This is a genomic window from Synechococcus sp. MU1651 (assembly GCF_023630635.1).
Taxonomy (GTDB): Bacteria; Cyanobacteriota; Cyanobacteriia; order PCC-6307; family Cyanobiaceae; genus Parasynechococcus.
In genome coordinates this window covers 1-21402 of sequence record NZ_JAKUHJ010000003.1, presented here as the reverse complement: position 1 = coordinate 21402, position 21402 = coordinate 1, and the positions used below count along the sequence as shown (strand labels likewise).

Annotated in this window: 14 protein-coding genes; 9 read left to right on the top strand and 5 right to left on the bottom strand. The window is 56.0% G+C overall.

Annotation, left to right across the window (positions count from 1 at the left end; all coding sequences use genetic code 11):
• Window positions 1–9: 9 nt before the first annotated feature.
• Window positions 10–2679, top strand: coding sequence for an alanine--tRNA ligase (gene alaS, locus NCN05_RS04145; protein WP_250397125.1), 2670 nt, complete (start codon window positions 10–12; stop codon window positions 2677–2679).
• Window positions 2680–3164: 485 nt separating this feature from the next.
• Window positions 3165–3818, top strand: coding sequence for a hypothetical protein (locus NCN05_RS04140; protein ID WP_250397124.1), 654 nt, complete (start codon window positions 3165–3167; stop codon window positions 3816–3818).
• Here the strand turns inward: NCN05_RS04140 and NCN05_RS04135 are convergent.
• Together NCN05_RS04135 and speA are read right to left on the bottom strand one after the other, a co-directional pair.
• Entirely contained in the window at window positions 3772–5607 is a 1836-nt protein-coding gene (locus NCN05_RS04135; protein ID WP_250397123.1) for a CHASE2 domain-containing protein, read from the bottom strand. The two genes, NCN05_RS04140 and NCN05_RS04135, sit on opposite strands and share 47 nt — an antisense overlap.
• A 53-nt stretch (window positions 5608–5660) precedes the next feature.
• Complete coding sequence (speA, locus tag NCN05_RS04130) at window positions 5661–7601, bottom strand: biosynthetic arginine decarboxylase (protein ID WP_250397122.1); 1941 nt, start codon at window positions 7599–7601, stop codon at window positions 5661–5663.
• Window positions 7602–7707: 106 nt separating this feature from the next.
• On the opposite strand from speA, the gene ndk reads away from it, so the two are divergent.
• Complete coding sequence (gene ndk, locus NCN05_RS04125) at window positions 7708–8166, top strand: nucleoside-diphosphate kinase (RefSeq protein ID WP_250397121.1); 459 nt, start codon at window positions 7708–7710, stop codon at window positions 8164–8166.
• A gap of 14 nt (window positions 8167–8180) precedes the next feature.
• Here the strand turns inward: ndk and NCN05_RS04120 are convergent, their stop codons facing one another.
• Window positions 8181–9872 carry a ShlB/FhaC/HecB family hemolysin secretion/activation protein gene (locus NCN05_RS04120; protein WP_250397120.1) on the bottom strand — a complete coding sequence of 564 codons (1692 nt, stop codon included), beginning with the start codon at window positions 9870–9872 and terminating at the stop codon, window positions 8181–8183.
• A 179-nt stretch (window positions 9873–10051) separates the two neighbouring features.
• On the opposite strand from NCN05_RS04120, the gene NCN05_RS04115 reads away from it, so the two are divergent.
• Window positions 10052–13246 (top strand): autotransporter-associated beta strand repeat-containing protein, encoded by a 3195-nt coding sequence (locus tag NCN05_RS04115; protein ID WP_250397119.1) that lies wholly within the window; start codon window positions 10052–10054, stop codon window positions 13244–13246.
• 105 nt (window positions 13247–13351) lie between these two features.
• Complete coding sequence (locus tag NCN05_RS04110) at window positions 13352–14581, top strand: CHAT domain-containing protein (protein WP_250397118.1); 1230 nt, start codon at window positions 13352–13354, stop codon at window positions 14579–14581.
• A gap of 616 nt (window positions 14582–15197) precedes the next feature.
• Here the strand turns inward: NCN05_RS04110 and NCN05_RS04105 are convergent.
• Window positions 15198–16316: an NAD(P)/FAD-dependent oxidoreductase gene (locus tag NCN05_RS04105; RefSeq protein WP_250397117.1), complete on the bottom strand. Its 1119-nt coding sequence runs from the start codon at window positions 16314–16316 to the stop codon at window positions 15198–15200.
• 91 nt (window positions 16317–16407) lie between these two features.
• Between NCN05_RS04105 and gatB the strand changes: the two genes are divergently transcribed.
• Window positions 16408–17889: an Asp-tRNA(Asn)/Glu-tRNA(Gln) amidotransferase subunit GatB gene (gene gatB, locus NCN05_RS04100; protein WP_250397116.1), complete on the top strand. Its 1482-nt coding sequence runs from the start codon at window positions 16408–16410 to the stop codon at window positions 17887–17889.
• Window positions 17889–18710, top strand: coding sequence for a prolyl hydroxylase family protein (locus NCN05_RS04095; protein WP_250397115.1), 822 nt, complete (start codon window positions 17889–17891; stop codon window positions 18708–18710). The genes gatB and NCN05_RS04095 overlap by 1 nt, the downstream gene beginning before the upstream one ends.
• On the opposite strand, the gene coaE is transcribed toward NCN05_RS04095, so the two are convergent.
• A complete protein-coding gene (gene coaE, locus NCN05_RS04090) occupies window positions 18707–19333 on the bottom strand; it encodes a dephospho-CoA kinase (RefSeq protein WP_250397114.1) in 627 nt (208 codons plus the stop codon). The two genes, NCN05_RS04095 and coaE, sit on opposite strands and share 4 nt — an antisense overlap.
• Window positions 19334–19383: 50 nt before the next feature.
• On the opposite strand from coaE, the gene argJ reads away from it, so the two are divergent.
• A complete protein-coding gene (argJ, locus tag NCN05_RS04085; RefSeq protein ID WP_250397113.1) occupies window positions 19384–20586 on the top strand; it encodes a bifunctional glutamate N-acetyltransferase/amino-acid acetyltransferase ArgJ in 1203 nt (400 codons plus the stop codon).
• A gap of 504 nt (window positions 20587–21090) precedes the next feature.
• Window positions 21091–21402 (top strand): hypothetical protein (locus NCN05_RS04080; protein WP_250397112.1); only part of this gene is annotated, 312 nt, incomplete at its 3' end.

The window sequence follows — 21402 nt, the reverse complement described above, 5'->3', positions numbered from 1 at the left end:
TTTCCTGTCATGGTTGCCGCCGCATCGTCGTCTTCTGCAGCGTCTGCACCGCGCAGTGGGGAGGAGATCCGTGAGGCTTTTCTCAACTTCTATGCAGAGCGCGGCCACAAGCGGATGGCCAGCGCCTCATTGATTCCCGAAGACCCAACGGTGCTGCTCACCATTGCGGGAATGCTGCCGTTCAAGCCGGTTTTTCTGGGCCAGCAGGAGCGACCCGCGCCCCGGGCCACCAGTTCGCAGAAGTGCATCCGCACCAACGACATCGAGAACGTGGGGCGCACGGCCCGGCATCACACCTTTTTCGAGATGCTCGGCAACTTCTCCTTTGGGGACTACTTCAAGCAGCAGGCGATTGAGTGGGCCTGGGAGCTCAGCACCGGCGTCTACGGCATCGACCCCAAGAACCTGGTGGTGAGCGTCTTCCGGGACGACGACGAAGCCGAGCAGATCTGGCGTGATGTGGTGGGGGTGAACCCCAAGCGGATCATCCGCATGGATGAGGCCGACAACTTCTGGGCCTCCGGCCCCACCGGCCCCTGTGGCCCCTGCTCGGAGATCTATTACGACTTCAAGCCCGAGCTCGGGGATGAGGGCATCGATCTCGAGGACGACGACCGTTTCATCGAGTTCTACAACTTGGTGTTCATGCAGTACAACCGCGACGCGGAGGGCACCCTCACGCCGCTGGCCAACCGCAATATCGACACCGGCATGGGCCTTGAGCGGATGGCCCAGATCCTGCAGAAGGTTCCCAACAACTACGAAACCGATCTGATCTTTCCGCTGATCCAAGCGGCCGCCGATCTGGCGGGGGTCGATTACCACCAGCTCAACGACAAGGGCAAGACGTCGTTGAAGGTGATCGGCGACCACAGCCGTGCGGTAACGCAGCTGATCTGCGATGGCGTCACCGCCAGCAACCTGGGCCGCGGCTACATCCTGCGGCGCCTGCTGCGCCGGGTGGTGCGCCATGGCCGCCTGCTGGGCATCGACAAACCCTTCCTCGTCACCATGGGTGAGGCGGCGATTGCCCTGCTGAAGGGGGCCCACCCCAGCGTGATTGAGCGCCAGGAGGTGATCCTGGCTGAGCTCCAGCGCGAGGAAGCCCGCTTCCTCGAGACCCTCGAGCGCGGCGAGAAGTTGCTGGCGGAGGTGCTGGCCTCCAAGCCGAAGCAGATCAGCGGTGCCCAGGCCTTTGAGCTGTACGACACCTATGGATTCCCGCTTGAGCTCACCCAGGAAATCGCCGAGGAGCAGGGTCTGGCCGTTGACCTCGATGGGTTCGAGGCAGCGATGGAGGAACAGCGTCAGCGCGCCAAGGCGGCCGCGGTGAGTATTGATCTCACCCTGCAGGATGCGATCGACCAGGTGGTGGCGGATCAGGCGGCCACCTGTTTCGAGGGCTATGAAGTCCTCGATCATGCCTCCTGCGTGCAGGCGTTGGTGGTGAATGGTGAACCAGCCAGCACCGCCAAGGCGGGTGATGCGGTTCAGGTGGTGCTCGACACCACGCCGTTCTATGGAGAAGGCGGCGGTCAGGTGGGCGATCGCGGCGTGCTGGCGGGCAGCGATTTGATCGTTCGGATTGAGTCGGTGAGCCGCAGCCGCGATGTCTTCGTCCATGCCGGGCGGGTGGAACGCGGCGAGCTCGCCTTGGGCGACACCGTGAAGGCTCAGGTGGACCGCGCCTGCCGGCGCCGGGCTCAGGCCAATCACACCGCCACCCACCTGCTGCAGGCTGCGCTCAAGCAGGTGGTGGATCCAGGCATCGGCCAGGCCGGTTCACTGGTGGATTTCGATCGCCTGCGCTTCGACTTCCACTGCCCCACGGCGGTGACGGCGGATCAGTTGCAGCAGGTTGAAACCCTGATCAACGGCTGGATCAACGAGGCCCATGCGCTGCAGGTGCAGGAGATGGCGATCGATCAGGCCAAGGCGGCCGGTGCTGTGGCGATGTTCGGCGAGAAGTACGCCGATGTGGTGCGGGTGGTCGACGTGCCCGGTGTGTCGATGGAGCTCTGCGGCGGCACCCACGTGGCCAACACCGCTGAGATCGGCCTGTTCAAGATCGTGGCGGAGAGTGGCGTCGCCGCCGGCATCCGCCGGATTGAAGCCGTCGCAGGTCCTGCCGTGCTCGCCTATCTGAACGAGCGCGATGCGGTGGTAAAGCAGCTGGGGGATCGCTTCAAGGCCCAGCCGGCCGAGATCGTGGATCGTGTGGCGGCCCTTCAGGAGGAGCTCAAGGCCACCGGCAAGGCGCTGGCCGCGGCTCAGGCGGAACTGGCGGTGGCGAAAGCCGGCGCTCTGGCCACTAAGGCCGAGGCCGTGGGCGACTTCCAACTGCTGGTGGAACGCCTCGACGGCGTGGATGGCGCTGGTTTGCAGGGTGCAGCCCAGAGCCTGGCGGATCAGCTGGGGGATGGTGCGGCCGTGGTGATCGGCGGTCTGCCGGATCCCGGCGACATGGGCAAGGTGATCCTGGTGGCGGCCTTCGGCAAGCAGGTGATCGCTGCCAAACTCCAGGCCGGCAAGTTCATTGGCGGCATCGCCAAACAGTGCGGTGGTGGCGGCGGTGGACGCCCGAACCTGGCCCAGGCCGGGGGACGCGATGGTGCTGCCCTCCCTGCTGCTCTTGAGTCCGCTCGCTCAGAGTTGGATCTTGCTCTTTCGACGGTCTGAGGGTTGGGGACTGAGCAGCTAGCTGCAGTAACGATTATTGGGCTTTTTGTTTAGGCATTGAGAACCTGATCTGCGGTCGTTGATTAATTGCCTTTGCCTTTCAAATGGTCACTCTGTTGTCATGAGGCGAACTGATCTAGCCATAAGCATCTGAGCCAAGTTTGTAAGCTCGCTTCTTTATATGAAATTCCTGCCGATGCTGTGCTTTTGCACGGATATCGCTGTGCAGATCGAGTGAATTGCTGGGACGGTGACTCATGGCTCACGATGCCATTCACGGCTAATGCTCTCTGTGTTGCCTGGTGTTCCCCTGCTTTGCCCAGCGGAGATGGGAGCCTGCCTGATAAGTGGTTAGGGCGAAACGTGGATGGGGCTACTCCCTGTGGCTGTATCCGATGTTGCGTCTGATTTGAAAGTTCGTTTTGACGGCTTGCCTGGTCCTTGTGGTTTGGACAGGGTTGGTAACAAGCTCATGCTTTGTAGAGATGCCCTTTGCTACCCAACGTGCTCAAGGCCTGCTGATCTCAGGCTTGCTGGTGATCAGTTCAGCACTGCTTGTAAATGTCGCCTATGCCCAAAAGGACCTGCGAAGTGCTTTCCCGGGACGTCGGGTTGGTGGTGGAACTCGCGGGGAGTGCAGTGCCCGCATCGTTGCTCATCTGGTTCCGTCTCAGAGTGTTTTTGCGCCGGATGGATATCTATCTGTGCTGATAGGGCCAACGGCCAACCCGGTGCCGCTTCATGTGACTTTCCAGCCAGAACAACGGGGTGCTTCTGCGCTGACCTCCGTCCCTCTGTCGCGCACCCTGCCGGCTGCTTCTGCGGGTCTTTCGTTAATACCAGTTTCCCAACTCGCTCAGGCCACCGTCTGGGAGTCGTCGTTTGATTGTTCGGCTGACGATGTCGATAGTTCTAAAGCTGGTTCCTTGGCTTTTGTTGATAGCTCCTCGCCTCCAGCGGTGAGTTTGCTGGTGCCCTCGCCTGTAAAGGATGATGCCTCAATCCAGGAGGCCTTAGCTCGTTTGCATTCCGCCTGTGGAAGACATGTTCCCACGATCCAAACACTGGCTGAATTTGAGCTGGCTGATCTCGCTACGTCGGACTGGCCTGAGTCGTTACCGGTCCGTTGTCCATTTTGAGTTCGCTCACTTCTAGAGGCTCATCTCTTCCTTTTACGTGTATGGATCCCCATGCCTCCAACACCAGCTGTTTACGGAAGTTGGGTTCGAGGATTTCCAAAGTGTTGTTGGAAACCAAAACACGCATTACGCCTTGATGGCGGTGTTTCTCCAAATTTTCCAGCCGCGAGGCGCAATTGACGGTGTCGCCGATGACTGCGTACTCGATGCGCTCGGGGCTGCCCATTGAGCCCACCAGTGCTTCCCCGGAGTGGATGCCGGCCCGTATGTGCATTGCAGGTTGAGCCTGTTTGAGGAACTCGGCATTGAGCTCTTTCAGTCCTGCCTGAATCTCCCGTGCTGCTTCGAGCGCTGCTGCGGCCTCAGCGGCGGGATCTTGGAGGACGGGCACTCCAAACACTGCAAGCATGCCGTCACCGGTGAATTTGTTCACCATTCCTCCCCTGCGGGTCACGGCTGGAACACAGATCGCCATGCCTCGGTTCAGCCAGTCCATTAACTCGCGCGGGCTGAGACACTCGGAGACTGTTGTGAATGAGGCAATATCGGTGAACAGCACAGTGATGGGTAGCTGCTGGCCTTCAAAGCGGCCATTGCTGAGTAGTTCCTCGCGTTGATCCCAGAGTTTCTGGGCCACCGCCGGTGAGGTGGCTTGGCCGAGTAATAGCCGTATTTGTTGCGAATGCAGTTGGCTAATGGCTCCTCGCCGCAGCCAAGCTGCCCCGGCCATGCTGAGCATGCTGGTCAGCGGCAGGGCCGTACCGACCCAGACCTGGGACCACAGCAGTAGACCTAGCAAGCCAGCAGTGCCGGCACCGGCAACGCCAGCCACCACCAGCACGCTGCGGCGCAACGTTTGAAATGCCTCTCCCAGTACCAGGCCTGCAAGCAAGCTAATCAGGACCAGAATCCGGTTGCCCCAACCCGGCATAGTCCAAATCACTTGGGCGTTGTTACGGCGTTGGTCGAGCAGGGTGGCGATGCGATTTGCGTGGATTTCCACTCCAGGGATTTGAAACATCTCTGCACCGTGGTGAAACCGGCTGAAGGGCACCTCAAACAAATCTCGTAGGGAAGGGGCTGTGCTGCCGATCAGGACGATCTGATTGCGGATCGCATCCGAGGGAAGATCACCATTCAGCCATTGCTCCAGGGTGTAACGGCGATAACTACCTGGTTGGCGATAAACCAGCATGCGTTGCAATCCCAAGCCAGCGTCGGCTTCGTGGTGGTACCCACCCGCATCCGCCGTTAACCAGTGGTCGTCATCGGTTCCGGCATCGATCGACTCACGCATAGAGCGGTCACCCGTGGCCACCTCCGTCACCCGCATCGCGAATGAAACGGTTGCTTCGTCCTGCCCGGTGACATGGACGAGGTCACGACGTAGAACCCCGTCAGCATCCAGGCTTAGATCGTTGTACGACTGCCTCTGCGCTGGAGTGCCAGGTACTGCTGAGATGCCAGATGCCAAATTGAAAATCGACACCAATGTGGGTGTGTCTCGGAACCGATTTCTCAGGCACTGCTGTTCCGGGCCGACGCCCTGATCACGGTAGAGATCGAAGCCAATGGCAATGGCACCACCGCTTTGCAGGCTGTCGATGCCACGGCAGAAAAGGCCATCGTCGATCGGCCAGCCATACCTCTGGATATCGCTTTCCTCGATCCCGATCACGGTGATTGGGCTGTCGAGACCGGAGGGAGCCTCCTTGTGACTGACGACTAGGTCGTAAATGGTCAAATCAACCATCTGGGCCAGGCCGCTTTGCCGCAGCACGGCAAGCACGACAAGAGCGATGACATAAGGCCCAGTTCGAAGCAGCAGCTGGGCTGGACGCTTCATTCCTGCAGGTATGTGGTTTGGCGGAGGCTGGTTTTCAGATGGTCCATCAAACGGCGTGCATCAGCAATTCCCAGGGCCTTGGACTGAATGGCTTGCTCGGTGGCCTGGCGAAATCGTTCGAGCATCAGATCCGGATCGTGTTCCATCACCTGAAGTACATCGGCGTTGGTGTCGCCATGAACCACATGGTCGAGCACGTAGCCACTGCCAATGGGGTTGAGGCGTACATGCACCGCGTTGGTGCTGCCGAACAGGTTGTGCAGATTGCCCATCACCTCCTGATAAGCCCCAGCGAGAAAGATGCCTATTCGATAGGGCTCGCCATCGCGCAGGGGGTGTAACTCGAGCAACGACTTGGTCTTTCCGGCATCAATGAATTGATCCAACTTGCCGTCAGAATCACACGTGAGATCGGCGAATTGGCCCAGTTCCGTAGGTTGTTCATCCAGGCGATGAATGGGCATTACTGGGAAGAGCTGATCGATGGCCCAGGTGTCTGGGGCCGAACGGAACACAGAAAGGTTGGCGTAGTACGTGCAGGCCAGAGCCCGCTGTAGACCGCGTAGGTCCTCGTGGATCGGTTTGGAGCCTGGAAGCAGCGCATTGATCGCCTGGGCGCAGGCCCAGCTGAGTTGTTCGGCCATCGCTCGCTGATCGAGACGGATGTAGCCGAGGCGAAAGGCGGCGAGGGCGTCATCGCGAAACTTCACCGCATCGTTCCACGCCTCCTGCAACAGGCTGATGTCGACCTCTGGCTGATCCTTCACCTGTCGGATCTGGAACAGGGTCTCGCGCAGGTTGCGCACAGGCAGCGGTTCATCGGGTTGGGGAGCTGGCTCCTGTTCGGGCGGTTGACCGCAGCCGAGCACGTTGAATACGAGCACAGAGAAATGACTAGCGATGGCCCTCCCGCTTTCGCTCACCAGGGTGGGAACAGGGATGTTGTGGGGCATGCAGCATTCCTTCACGGTCGCCACCACGTCGTTTGCATAGTTCTGCAGGGAGTAGTTGGTGGACGCCGACGATGCGGTTCGGCTTCCGTCGTAATCGACTCCCAGGCCACCCCCCACATCCAGTAAGCCCATCGGTGCACCGAGGCGGGTCAGCTCCACATAGATCTGCCCGGCTTCCTGCAGGGCGTCCTTGAGCACTGCGATGTCATTGATTTGGCTGCCAATGTGGAAATGGAGCAGCCGCAGCTCGTCCAGCAGTCCAGCGGCCTTCAGCGCCTCCACTGTTTTCAAAACCTCGGTGAGGTTGAGGCCAAATTTGGCCCGCTCGCCCACGGAGCTTCCCCATCGGCCGGTGCTGCGGCTGGAAAGACGAGCCCTTAAGCCTAGGAATGGTGATGCCCCTAGCACCTTGCTGGCCTTGATGATCCGGGGCACTTCATCAGCCTGTTCGATCACCACCACCGGCTGGTGTCCGAGTTTGCGAGCCAGGATGGCCGTCTCGATGTAGCGATGATCTTTGTAGCCATTGCAGATCAGCAAGGCATGGGGGTTCTGGGTAAGGGAGAGTGCGATCAAGAGTTCGGCTTTGCTCCCGGCTTCCAAGCCGAAGTTCCAGCGCCGGCCGCTTTCCACCAGGTGTTCCACTACGTGGCGCTGTTGATTGCACTTGATCGGGAACACCCCCTGATAACAACCGCTGTAGTCGTAGTGGGAAATTGCTCGCTCGAAGGCAGCATGCAGGCGTTCGAGCCGGTCGTCGAGGATGTCGTCGAAGCGAACTAGCAGCGGGCTGGAAAGGTCGCGCTCTTCCAGACCGCTGAGCAGTTCCATCAAATCGATCGAGCCACCGCGATCACCACGGGGTTGCACCACCACGTGGCCGCGGGAATTGATTGAGAAATAGGGTTCACCCCAGCGGTTTAGGCCGTAGAGGTCCCCGCTGCGGGCGATAGACCAAGGGTGTTCGGTTCCGCCTTGCGGCACGGGAGAGCTGGTATTTGAGTCAACGATAGGAATGATGGGGGTGGGCGCTTTGCTTGCCAACAGGGCGGGCTGCCACGGACGATGACTCGGTTTCTTAATTCATGTCATGGCCGCTGAACGCACTTTCATCGCCATCAAGCCGGATGGTGTACAGCGTGGACTAGTGGGTGAGATCCTCGGCCGCTTCGAGCGCAAGGGCTTCAAGCTCATCGGCTTGAAGCAGATCACCCCTAGCCGTGCTCTGGCTGAGCAGCATTACGGCGTGCACAAAGAGCGCCCTTTCTTCGCTGGCTTGGTTGATTTCATTACTTCTGGACCTGTCGTCGCCATGGTGTGGGAAGGCGATGGCGTGATCGCAAGTGCTCGTAAGCTGATCGGTGCCACCAAGCCCCTGGAGGCTGAGCCTGGGACGATTCGTGGCGACTTGGCTGTCAATATTGGCCGCAACGTTATCCATGGATCAGATGCCCCTGAGACAGCCTCTTTTGAGATTGGCTTGTGGTTCAGCTCTGATGAGTTGAACGAATGGGTTCCTTCTGACCAGGCCTGGCGCGTGGAAAGCTGATCTGTTTGTAGCTGTCAGAACGTAAAGCGGAGCTTGGTGTGAAGCCCATGGCCCACCACCCAGTGGTTCCAAAGCCCAGGGTTGTCATCCGTCATGAAGGTGTCAACCCAGCCAAGCTCTACTTGCCAAGGACCTTTGACATAACGAGCAATTACTCCGCTGGATCCAATGTTGTCTTCGAACACGAAATCCAGGGCATTGGTTTGGATCCCTCCGATACCTATAAATGGAACGATTTGCAGCGCTTGCTGGCCATCGCTCCAGGCGGTCCAAACTAACTCTGAGACACCTAGCCATCCGTTGTCACCGCTGACGAGACTTCCGGGTAATCCTCGAAGTCCCACATCACTTCCCACGCCAAAGGTCATGCTGCTCGGTAGAGGAGTAAGAGCATGTTGACCAGCGGCACGGCCAGAAAGTGACAGGTTTGGTGTAAGCATTAAGGAGACATCAAGTAGCCCACCTATGGCACGGGCTTTGCCAAGATCCACTCCTTGCAGTTCAAAATTCTTTCGATGACGGGTTTTTGTGATTCCTGCTATTCCCTGAAGAAAATATAGGTTGGCACTCCATGTTGAGCGGTCCGATTGGTGCATAATATTGGTATTTAATTTTAAATTTCCGCTGGTTAAGTATCCGTCGGGGCCGCCACCCAGAACAAGTGGGATGCTGCTGTTGCCGTCAAAGCTTGAGGTTTGACTTATGCTGATTCCCATGGAATTTGTCCACCGCCAGGAAGGATGATTGATGAGTTCTTGCTCGAGTTTTAGTAAACCTTGGGTTGTTCGGAAGTTGAAATTAAATGCCGGCTGTTGGAACTCAACAAAACGGCGGTAGCTGTAGCCAATGGATCCTGTTAGTGAAAGTGTCTCATTGAGGGGATAGCCGTAGGTCAGTGATGTGATTCCAGTGCCCATTTCAAGTTCTCCATCCGAATCCAACTCGAAATAGATCAGTGCGAGATCTCCATGCTTTATTAAATCTTGCTTGAGCAGGGTGGCGCTGCTTCTCCACTCACCGCTTCCGATGTTGCCGTTATTGCTTAGTGCTACTTCGCCTTTAAGGGGTGTTGGTGGTGTTGGCTCCACCGTCAGTTGAATCGAGGCACGGGTTGGATCGCTGCCCAACCGTTGCATTCCTCCCTTGATCTGGCCAGAGCCGCGCTTTCTCAATCGCAACAGCATTTTTTCCAGGGTTGGCAGATGGAGAACCTCGCCGACCAGCTGGTTTAATTCTTTTTCAACTTGGGCTTTTAGTTCGGGGTCTGAACTGGTGATATTCACTTCACTTATGCGTCCAAGAACAACCTCAAGGGCTCCTGGTTCAGGGGTTCGTACTACATAAATACGACTATTAATATAGCCTTTGCTTAGGAGGAGAGCGGTTAATTTGGCTGCGCAATTATTTAGGGTTTCGGCAACTGATGTTTGGCGGCATGTTTTGAAAGTATTTTTGAGCTGATCATCGGTAAAAAAGTCGTCACCAACAAGATCTGGGGTCCAGGTCGTGGGTTTCGATGACCAGGGCTTCGAGTATCTGTCTGTTTCAGGAGAGTCGCTATCGATACGGTTGGTTCGCTCAAAAATAGGGTTTCGAGCGGGTGTGGTTCGTTGCTTAATTGTTGTGCTGGGAAGTCGAACTGGTCCGGGTTGCAGGGGTGGAGCAACCTGTTGTGCCAAGAACAATATTGATCCCAGATCGATCATCAGGTCTTTTGCCTGCCCGCTCCATGTTTGGATGTTGGGCGTTCAGGAGGCATCTGTGCTTTCTTAGAATAGATCGTTATTCTGACAAGAGCTTTGTAGGAGTGGGGTAAGCCATGCTTTGCTCCTCATTAAGAGTTCGATTCAGCAATGGAGCTGCGTTCGGGCTGGGGCTTCTCATATTGGCCTCTTTCCCTGCGCACTCTGAAGTAGAGCCTGCTGTTACGAACAGTTTGTCAACCAAGGTGAATGGCAGTCTTCATGAGTCATGTCGCTCTGGAATTTGCAAAATTTCAGGCGGAACCCTATCGGGTAAAAACCTTTTCCATCGCTTTAAGGGGTTCGATACGCGAGGAGGTATTGAAGGTGTTGAGTTTGATTCTATTGGCAAAGAAAATCTCATAATCGCTGTTACATCATCCAAAGGTTCTTTCATTAATAAGCCAATTGCTCTTGGCTCATCATCCAACCTCTTTTGGTTATCGCCTGGTGGCATTCACCTCGGCCAGGGTTCGAGTTTCATCAATGTTCCTAATCTCATCCTGAGTACCGCGAATACGCTCCAATTTGGTAATGGAAGTTTTGATGTCTTCCGAAGCCAACCATCGGTCCTTTCTCCATTGACCGGCATGCCGTTGTCAGGTTCTGCAGGTTTGGTTGTCGATCCAGATTCTGATGAGGCTGCTGTAGTAAATCGTTCAGGGATTCATCTTGATGGCATTGATGTGGCAATCGATGAGTCTTTGTACATTGATGCGATGAATGACTCCCTAACACTTCTTGATAGTGCAGTGTCGCTGGATTCTTCTGATGGTGTTGCTGGCTCGATCACTTTGACGGGGAAATCTATTGATTTGATAGGTGAAACGCGGCTTTCTGCGCGCGGTATTCAGGGTGGTGGTCTAATTCAGGTTGGCGGCAGTTGGCAGAGAAGTGATCTAACTGTGCGTCAGGCTGCTACAGTCAATGTGGGCTCTCAAGTTGTCATTGATGCATCATCTAGTTTAATAGGTGATGGAGGTGAAATTGTCGTATGGAGTGATATTAATGATCCTGATTCTGTTACTTCGGTTGCTGGAAATCTGCGAGCTCGAGGGGGGGAGTATGGAGGCGACGGAGGTCGGATTGAAACTTCTGGTTTTAGTCTAGATGTTGTAGGTATTGAGATTGATTTGGCTGCTGAATTGCCATTTAAGAATGGCTACTGGTTGTTAGATCCATATGACTACACTCTAAGTGGCGGTGAAGTGACGGCAATTCAAGCGGCTCTTTCTGATGGTACAGATGTTACTGTTTCGACCTTGAATTCTTCTAATCCTCCGATTACGTATACCGATCCTGGTACTGGTAATACTGCTACCACATCAATAACAGCAGATAATGTTAGCGATCCTGCTGGGGGAACGATCACTCTTGATGATGGAATTATGGTCAGCGGCTCGGGGTCTGGAAATTTAACTTTTCGGGCAGATAAAAAAATTATTTTGAATAATGACATAACAAATATGACTGGAAGCGGCAACTTGACTTTAGAATCTACAGAGGGGATAGAGATGGGGTCTTACGTTTCTTTTGGCACGACCAACTATTCAAAAATCTCCTGGGATACGGATTCTGCTGGCACAGTTAAGTTAATCTCTAGTTCCTCTGGGGGTTTGGTTGGTGCTTCGCCAAGTAATCAGATCGATGTGTCTAATGGTTCTCTGATTCTTGATCAGGCGGGGGACACCACGTTCCCAGGTTTGATTAAAGACTCTTTTGGAAATGCCTCTTTGATCAAGAAGGGTTCTGGTTCACTGACTCTAACTGGCGCCAATACTTACTCTGGTCCAACTGTCATTGAGGCTGGAACTCTCTTGATATCTTCTATTGAGGATGGAGGTGTGGCGAGTGGGATCGGAGAGTCTTCTGATTTAGCTGCCAATCTCGTTTTGAATGGCGGTGCTTTGGAGTATGTGGGAGCAGGCAACAATACCAACCGTCTTTTCACACTTGGCGTAAATGGCGGTACATTGATTGCCTCGGGAACTGGACCGATCTCTTTTAACTCTACTGGGGATATTGTTATTGATGGGGTTGGATCTAGGACGTTGTTTATCGATGGTACAAGTACAGATAGCAATATATTGAGTCCTCGTTTGACAAATGACTCGTACGGTAACTTAACCAGTCTGACTAAACAAGGTGTCGGTAAATGGAGGCTGGCAAACACGAATTTGACCTTTACTGGCTCGGTCACTGTTTCTGCAGGTACCCTCACGGTTGATGGAACACATCCATCTTCGGCGACTTGTCTGAGTGGTGCGACTTCCAATATTTGCGTAGTCCCATCACCATCACCATCACCAACACCAACACCAACACCAGAACCGGAGTCAACACCAACACCAGAACCGGAGTCAACACCAACACCAGAGCCGGAGCCAACACCAACACCAGAGCCGGAGCCAACACCAACACCAGAGCCGGAGCCAACACCAACTCCAGAACCGGAACCGACTCCAACACCCACGCCGGAACCGACTCCAGAAGCAGATCTGGTCGATGCAGGTGTGGATGAAGCGACCGCAGCAGCTGTAGTAGACCTCATTAATGATTCCAGCATTTCTACGATTTCAGTGCCTTCTGAAGACGTCGGAATTGCACCACCTGCGGTCGTCGAAACAACCGATAGTGACCCTGCGTTAGCCAATGCCACTGCTGTTACTGATTCGCCTGATGCGGACGGTGGCCTTGTGACGGTTACTGAGACTCTTGCTCTTCCAACCAGCATCTCTGGTGAAGGCGTCACTGTGGAGCTCAGCACGGATTCGTCGTTTTCTTTGTCAAGTCCCGCAGACGACGTAACGTCATCCGCAGGGTTGGCTATAGCTACGACTAGTTCTCGGGAGGGCGTTAGCAGTGATGGCTCTGTGGCATCGAATGCGGTCAGTGCAAACCCCGCCGGAGAGGGCACAGAAGGTGCAACGGGTCGGGATATCGATGCCTTTTCAAGCGGAGGTAATGATTCTGATGTGGATGCTGTGGAGAGCGCAGGTGATGTTCAGGCTGAGGCTGAGGGTGATGAATCAACTACTGATCTTCAAACTGATAATGAGGATGTGGCTGCAGAGGGTGAAGCTGATGGGACTGCCGACAGTGATGATGCCGCGAACACAACATCCATCGACTCTGCTCAGCCGGGCTCTCCAGCCGTCGTTGTCACCCGCATAAGTGCTGAGCAGGCATCGCGCAATGTTGTTGCTGGTGATGCTGTCTCGACGCGACGAGCCATTCAGGGGCTGAATCTCCCTGAATTGTCTGGTCGTTCGACCCCGAGTGTGCAGCGTATTTCTGGCTTCCTTCAACAGCTCAAGCAGCAAGTTGCGAATCCTTAGGTTTGCATTGATGTTTTCATAAAAATTTTCCATATTGACTTCCTTCTTTTTTTTGGTCTTAATGAACCTGGCCAGTATTCAACCATTGATTGAGATCTGATAGTTGTGCATGTCTTCTTGGAAAAATGTCGGCGACTGAGCTTTTCATCCATAGCTTTTATCGCAATAAGTTTCAGTCTGGCTCCGGCCCGTGCTCAGCGACCATTCTTTGATTCGAGTCGATATAACCCAGCCGTTCTGCATATTTATTTTACGCCTGCTGAAGGACGGACGACTTCCGGTGATGTCGATGCCTTTCTAGATATAACGTTGATTCCTGCTTCTGGAGCAGTTGAGGGCTTCCGTGCAGAATTGTCGACGACTACATTCCGTGAGCAATTAAGAAAATTATATCGCCAGTTGTCCCGGCAGGAATCTCTCAATGTGGAGGACCCTTCGGCACCTTCGCGTCAGCTCTATGAGTTAATTTTTGGTGGTTTAGCCGATGTCCTGCTGCGTGACAAAATAACAACGTTGCTTATTTCGGCTGACCGTGGACTTCAGGCTGTTCCTTTTGCGGCGTTAAGTGATGGTCAGCGCTTTTTTGGTGATCGCTTTGCCTTCGCGATTACACCATCTCTAGCGCTGATGGATTTTAATAAGCAGGCGTTGAATCAAGATCGTTTGCTTGCTCTTGGTGCTTCAAAGTTTAAAGGTTTAGCCGAGTTGCCATTAGTTCCACAGGAAATCCGTCGGATAGGTGATCCTCGGAAAAAAGATCAATACCTCAACCAAGAGTTTACATTGGACGCGTTGTTGGATAAGGCTGGTGATGCTCGTTACGACAAAGTACATATTGCCACTCATGCCGAATTTAAACCAGGAGGGCCAGCTGCTTCTCGGTTGTATTCGGGTGTTGGTGCAATTTCGATGCAAGAACTTTCCCGCTTGCGTAAAAAGCGTCAAGGTGTGCCTTTGGATCTGGTTGTTTTTAGTGCTTGCCGTACTGCGCTTGGAGATGAGGTTGCGGAATTGGGATTTAGTGGGCTTGCATTGCAGGCTGGTGCTCGCAGCGCTATTGGAACGCTTTGGTATGTCGACGATGTCGCTACTTCGGCTTATTTCGTCTTGCTTTATCACTACCTCGAACAAGGTGTTCTTAAGGCCAATGCGATGCAGTTGACGCGACAGGCCTTCCTGCGTGGTCAGGTTCGGCTTGTTGCTGACCAGCTTCTCGGTCCTGAGGACCAACCTCTGCTGACTCAGCTCACTTTGGCTCAGCAGCGTAGGGTTTCTCAAGGGCTTGAGAATCCGTTTTATTGGTCTGGTATTTCCTTGCTTGGCGCCCCGTGGTGACTGCCGCCTGATCTTTTTAGTATTGCCTGTACTTTTTCTTTGCTTTTTGCAGTCTGCTTGTATTTCATGCTCTTGCTTAACTTGTCTGTGTGCCTTTTCTTCGTGATTGGCAATTGCAACCTTATTCTTGTCTAGCAATTGAATCTCCAGGGATAAAGGCTGGGTCTTTGGTATGTACAAATCCAGGGGGTCGGCCTGGGGAAATTCCCAAATTCATCGACTAGGATTCTTCACTGTGAATGTTATTAATGTTATTGCTTCTTCTGCTTTTTGCTAAACAAACTTGCACGAGGCTGGAGTGAGATAATTGGTGCGCTGACTTATTTGCGCTTTTGCCGAACCTCCACTTTTTGAATTATTTTTTGTAGTGTTAAAAAATTTTGAGCTCTTCGTTATGCGGAAGTTTTCGCAATTAAAGAACTTGTAACTATTTTAGCGGCTAAGATTTGAACTTAGCCAATGCTTTTGTGTGGTATCTGCGTGTTGCAAATTTTCTTCAGCATTGGAGTAATTTTCCTTGCATATGTGACCTTATCTGATTTTATTTTGTTTGCTTTTGTAGCATATGGCTTGCATTGCATTGCATTGATTGATCTTTTGCTCTGGTTGGTGGTTGCTAGGTGGATTCAAAACGATCCCAGCTAAATAACTCTAGAAGCTTTTGTTGCGTACTTGTTAGCGCTTCTGGTTTGGTAGCGCCATCGCTTATGAGCTCTGCCGTAATCGCCGCCAGTAGTACTCCATTGCGGTGATGTCCGCAGGCCAGCCACAGGCCGCGTATTGGGCCAGGGCCCAGTAAAGGGCCTTCGTCCGGAGTGCAGGGGCGGAATCCCGACCAACGCTCCATCGGGGGCCAGGTCGCCGCTATTGGCAGCAGATTGGCTATCCCCGCCTGCAGTTGTTTCTGGCCATCGGGCGTGAGGCCTTCGGCAAATCCGGCGTCCCGTTCGCTGGTGGCCCCCACCACGATCAATCCGTCTTCGCGTGGAACCAGATAGGTGCCGGGCCCGAAGATCACCCGCTTCAGTGCCTCCCTCGGACCCTGCAGCGAAAGCATCTGCCCTTTCACCGGGAACACGGGCAGCTGCGGCACCAGTTGTTGGCTCCAGGCGCCACTGCAGAGCACCGCTTGCTGGCAGCGCAGTTGCTGTTGTTCTCCTTCGGCGCTGCGCAGATGGATGCCGCAGAGCTGTCCGGCGGACTCCCGCTCCAGATCCAGCACTTCGGCCCCTTCCATGAACTGCACGCCCAGGGATACGCAGGCCCGCTCCAGGGCCCGCATTAACTGCCTGCGGTTGTCGATCTGGCCGTCTTGCTCGAACAGCAGCCCGGTGCTCCACTCCGGCCCCAAGCCTGGGACTTCCCGCTCAAGGCCGGTGCGGTCCAGGGTTTGTCCAAGGCTGACGGTGGGGTAAGCGTCCCGCTCGGTCGCTGTTCGGAACGGCACCACGATGCCGCTGGTGCGCAGGCCGCAGCTCAGGCCGCTGTCCGCCTCGATCTGCGCCACCCAGCGGGGGATCAGCGCGAGGCTGGCTTGACCCAGCACCAACAGGTTGCCGCTCAAGCCTTCGGCATGGGGCGCGAGCATCCCTGCAGCCACAAAGCCTGCAGCTTCGCTGCGGCGGCGGCTGATCACGGTCACGCGCTGATCGCGACGGGCCAGCTGATGGGCAACGGCTAAGCCCATCAGTCCCCCGCCCAAAACACAGACGGCTGAGGCAGAGGCGGCAGTCATGCGCAAGAAAGGCCCTTGCTGGTCATGGTGTCAGGAGAGGGCTTCATCCTGATTCCATAGGATCCCGGAATCTGCTTCACATCACGGGCGCATGGCCGACGCAGCAACCCAACCGGCCTGGGAGGCCGTGATCGGTCTCGAGACCCACGTGCAGCTGGGAACGGACAGCAAAATTTTCACGGCAGCGTCCACCACCTTTGGTGATGACCCCAACACCCACATCGACCCGGTGGTGTGCGGTCTGCCTGGCACATTGCCGGTGCTGAACCAGAAGGTGCTCGAGTACGCCGTGAAGGCAGCGATGGCGCTGAACCTCAACATCGCCGAACACAGCAAGTTCGACCGCAAGCAGTACTTCTATCCAGATCTGCCGAAGAACTACCAGATCTCCCAGTACGACCAGCCGATCGCCGAGGAGGGCTGGATCGAGGTGGAAGTGGCGGAGAAGGGAAAGGACACCTATCTCAAGAAAATCGGCATCGAACGACTGCACATGGAGGAGGACGCCGGCAAGTTGGTGCATGCCGGCAGTGACCGCCTGGCGGGTTCCACCCATTCGCTCGTGGACTACAACCGGGCCGGTGTGGCCTTGGCGGAAATCGTCAGCAAGCCGGACCTGCGCACCGGCCGTGAAGCGGCGGAGTACGCCTCGGAGATTCGCCGGATCATGCGGTATCTGGGGGTGAGTGACGGCAACATGCAGGAGGGATCCCTGCGTTGCGACGTCAACATCTCCGTGCGACGGGGGCCGGATGCGCCCTTCGGCACGAAGGTGGAGATCAAGAACATGAACTCGTTCTCGGCCATCCAAAAGGCCTGCGAGTACGAGATCAAGCGTCAGATCAAGGCCTACGAAACCGGTGAGCCGATTGTTCAGGAGACCCGCCTCTGGGATGAGGGCAAGCAGCTCACCAAGAGCATGCGCAGCAAGGAAGGCGCCAGCGATTACCGCTACTTCCCGGATCCTGACCTCGGCCCGATTGAGGTGAGCGCGGATCAGCGGGAGTCCTGGCGCGCTGAATTGCCTGAGCTTCCGGCTGCCAAGCGGCATCGCTATGCCGATGATCTGGGTCTCTCCCAATACGACGCACGAGTACTCACCGATGAGCGACCGATGGCCGACTTTTTCGAGGCCGTGGTGGGTGCCGGCGCTGACGCCAAGCTTGCGGCGAACTGGATTACCGGCGACATCGCCGCCCACGTGAACAGCAATCGGCTCAGCTATGCCGAACTGCCCTTCCGGCCGGAGCAGTTGGCCGAGATGGTCCAACTGATCGATGGCGGCAAGATCAGCGGCAAGATCGCCAAAGAGATCCTTCCGGAGCTGCTTGAGAAAGGCGGCTCACCCAAGGCGATTGTCGACGAGCGCGGTCTCGGCATGATCAGCGATCCGGCGGCGATCGAAGCCATTGTTGATGAGCTCTTGGGGGCCCACCCCGATGAGGTGGAGGCTTTCCGAGGCGGCAAGACCAAGCTGCAAGGCTTCTTCGTTGGACAGTTGATGAAGAAGACCGGCGGTAAGGCGGATCCCAAGCTCGCCAACCAGATTCTGAGCAAGAAGCTCAAGGGTTGATGAGCGGAGCGGCAGCCATTCCCGATGCCTGGAAGGAATGGCTGCTGCAGAACCGGGATCGCGGCTGTGATCCTGAAGGGTTGATGCAGCGGGCCCTCGACCAGGGGTTTGCGCAAGAGGCGATTGCGGCAGTTCTCGATTCGTCGTCCCTTGGGCTCACAACCCCGGACCCACCATCGCCCGATTGGCTTGCTTGGTTCGAGGCCCCCCTCACCCGGCCAGAGCACCGGCCTCGCGCCTGGCGGCTGGATACGTCGCTGGCCCAGGTCTATGAGCTGCCAGGGCTGCTCAGCCACGAGGAATGCGAGCAGGTGATCGACGCCATCAATGCGTCATTGCAGCCGTCAACGGTGACCCGCGGCAGCAGCGATTACCGCACCAGTCGCACCTGTCATTTGCGCCAAAACCATCCCCAGCTGGCGGCGCGCCTTGATCAGCGCTTTGCGGCCTTGTTTGGCGTGGATCCGCGCCTCTCGGAACCGATTCAGGGGCAGCGCTACGACCCCGGCGAATACTTCAAGGAACACACGGATTGGTTTACTCCGGGCACGGAGGAATACGCCACCCACACCGACAGTGGCGGGCAACGCACGTGGACGGTGATGGTTTATCTCAACCCTGTGGACCGGGGTGGAGAGACGTTGTTCCGCCGCCTGGGGCGCTCGTTCACGCCTGTGCCTGGAATGGCGTTGGCCTGGAACAACCTCCAGGCCGATGGCACTCCCAACCCCTTCACGCTGCACGAAGCCTTGCCCGTAGAGGCGGGGCACAAATGGGTGATCACCAAGTGGTTCCGTGCCGACTTCGGGAGGAACGGCTAACCGGGATCTGCTGTCCCCGTTGCGCTGAGCAGACCCAAGGCTTGGGCCTGCCATGCGCCGGGTTGGCCTCGATTGGCAAGAACGTGATCTGCCAAGCCACGTTTGCGGCTTAGGGGCCATTGGGCGGCAATGCGGGCTTGGGCGGCATCAGGGCTCAGCCCGTCCCGTTCGATCAAGCGCTCGAGCTGCTGGGATGCATCGCAGTCGACCAGCCAGATTTCGCTGCAGAGCGACTCCAGCCCCGCTTCGAACAACAGCGGAATCATCAGCACAACGGCTGGTGCCTTGGCATGGAGGCTGAGTTCTTGGTCGAAGCGCTCCCGCACGATCGGGTGTATCAGTTGCTCGAGCCACCGCCGTTCCGCGGGGTCCTCGAACACGATCCGACCCAGGGCAGCCCGGTCGACGGCTGTGCCCCCTTCAGCCTGGACTCCGGCGCCGTACCGATGCAGCACGGTTCTTGTGGCCGGGCGACCGGGTGCGAGGGCCTCTCGGGCGAATTGATCCGCATCCAACACTGGCAGACCTTGCTGCATCAACCAATGGCCCACGCTGCTCTTGCCGCTTGCAATCCCGCCCGTGAGTCCGATGCGTCGTTGCGAGGACGGCTCGCCAGGCGCCATGGTGTCGGAGCAGGATGCACCCAGTGTCTCGCGGCGGATCAGCGGTGGCGATGGCTTCTTCTTGGCAACCGATCAAGGGTGGTGTGACGGCACCGAATGGGTTCCAGGCGGCCGGCATCGTTGCCGGTCTCAAGCCCTCGGGTAAGCCTGATCTGGCGCTGGTTCTGGCCCCGGAGGCGGCGGTTTGTGCCGGCACCTTCACCACCTCTGTGGTGCGGGCGGCCTGTGTTGATCTCTGCCGTGATCGCCTCGTCAGTACTGCCGGCCAGGCCCGTGCCGTGTTGATCAATTCCGGTCAGGCCAATGCCTGCACCGGCGATCGCGGTCTGGTCGACAGCCTGCGCGCCACCCAGGGGCTAGCGGATCAGCTCGGCGTTGATGCGGAGTCGGTGTTGATCTGCTCCACCGGAGTGATCGGTGTGCCGATTCCGATGCCCACCCTTCTGGCTGGGTTGGCTTCTTTGGTGGAGGCCTTGGATGACGCGGGGGGTGATGCCGCGGCCAACGCCATCCTCACCACCGATCTGGTGGACAAGCAGGTGGCGCTTGAACTGGAACTGGAGGGGCGCCGGGTGCGCATCGGAGGGATGGCCAAAGGCTCGGGAATGATTCACCCCGACATGGCCACGATGCTCGGCTTTTTCAGTTGTGATGCCGGCGTCGATGCCGGCGTTTGGCAAGGGATGGTGCGCCGTGCGGTGCAGCGTTCCTTCAACGCCATCACCGTTGATGGAGACACCAGCACCAACGACACCGTGCTGGCCTTCGCGGCAGGCCCACCGCTGGCCCAACAACACCATGCCGTTCTGGAACAGGGCCTCACCCAGGCCATGCAGCAGCTGGCTCAGGCCATTGCCCGGGATGGCGAAGGGGCAACCTGTCTGATCGAGGTGAAGGTGGAGGGTGCGGTTGACGAGGCCGCGGCATTGCAAGTGGCGCGTACGGTCTGTGGTTCGTCTCTGGTGAAGACCGCGGTCCATGGCCGGGATCCGAACTGGGGGCGGATCGTTGCGGCCGCGGGTCGCTCTGGTGTGTCCTTCGATCCGGATGCGGTTGCTCTTTGGATTGGTCCCCATCAATTGATGGAGGCTGGTCAACCCGTGGCCTTTGATCGCGCTGCAGCCAGCAACGTTCTGCGGCAGGACCATGTTCCGATTCGCCTCGACCTGGGGCATGGTTCCGGCTCTGGTCAGGCCTGGGGATGTGACCTGTCGGATCAGTATGTGCGCATCAACGCCGATTATACTACGTAAGCCAAGAATCCTGTGGCCACGGCCTTTCTGAAGGACTAAATTTTGCGGGTAACACCCCGGTAACACCCTTCAACAACGTAACTGTTGCCTACTCCAGTGTACCGAAAGCGACAGGAACTGCAGCAGATATGGCTTCTAGCCATACAGATAGAGAGCCAATAATCTCCGCAAATGTTCATTGGGGTACAAAAGTCCTCGAGATAGTGCTTCGTTGCTGGGAATAGGTCCGGCAAAGTAATAGTTGCCAGGCATTATCCATTCCTAATTAACGCAATCCTGCGCAATTAAGTGCTTGGGTGTACCAGTATGGGGGCAATAGCATGGGAGATGTATATGTATTATGCCCTCTTAAATTTATGCGGTATCTATACCCTTCGGCCTTTCTTTTTTGTAAAGAATTTAAAGCCCATGAGCTTGCGTAAAAAGCTGCTAGAGATAAACTAACAACAAGCGCGTAATTCTCGCGCAACTTAATTCACTAAAAATTGAAAAATGCTAGAAAACGTGCAAGAGGTTCAGTGGGAATACCGAGTAATTCATATCAATGTGGTCAATAACAAAAGTTCGCAAACTCCCTCAAGTCCAGAAGAAGCCAGCCAAAAGCTTCACGGGTTATTAAGTCCTGAGTTTATAAAAAAAGAATTTCCAAGGTTATACGGAAAGCCTCGACTACCAAAACATCCAGCCGCTCAACTTCAATTTGTACTTAATCTTCTTGGCAGAGAACGTTGGGAATTGATTGAGACAAGCAAGCTCGGGGGATTGCTAATGTTTGTTTTCAAGAGGAAGCATATAGAACTTCCGAAAGATAAAAAT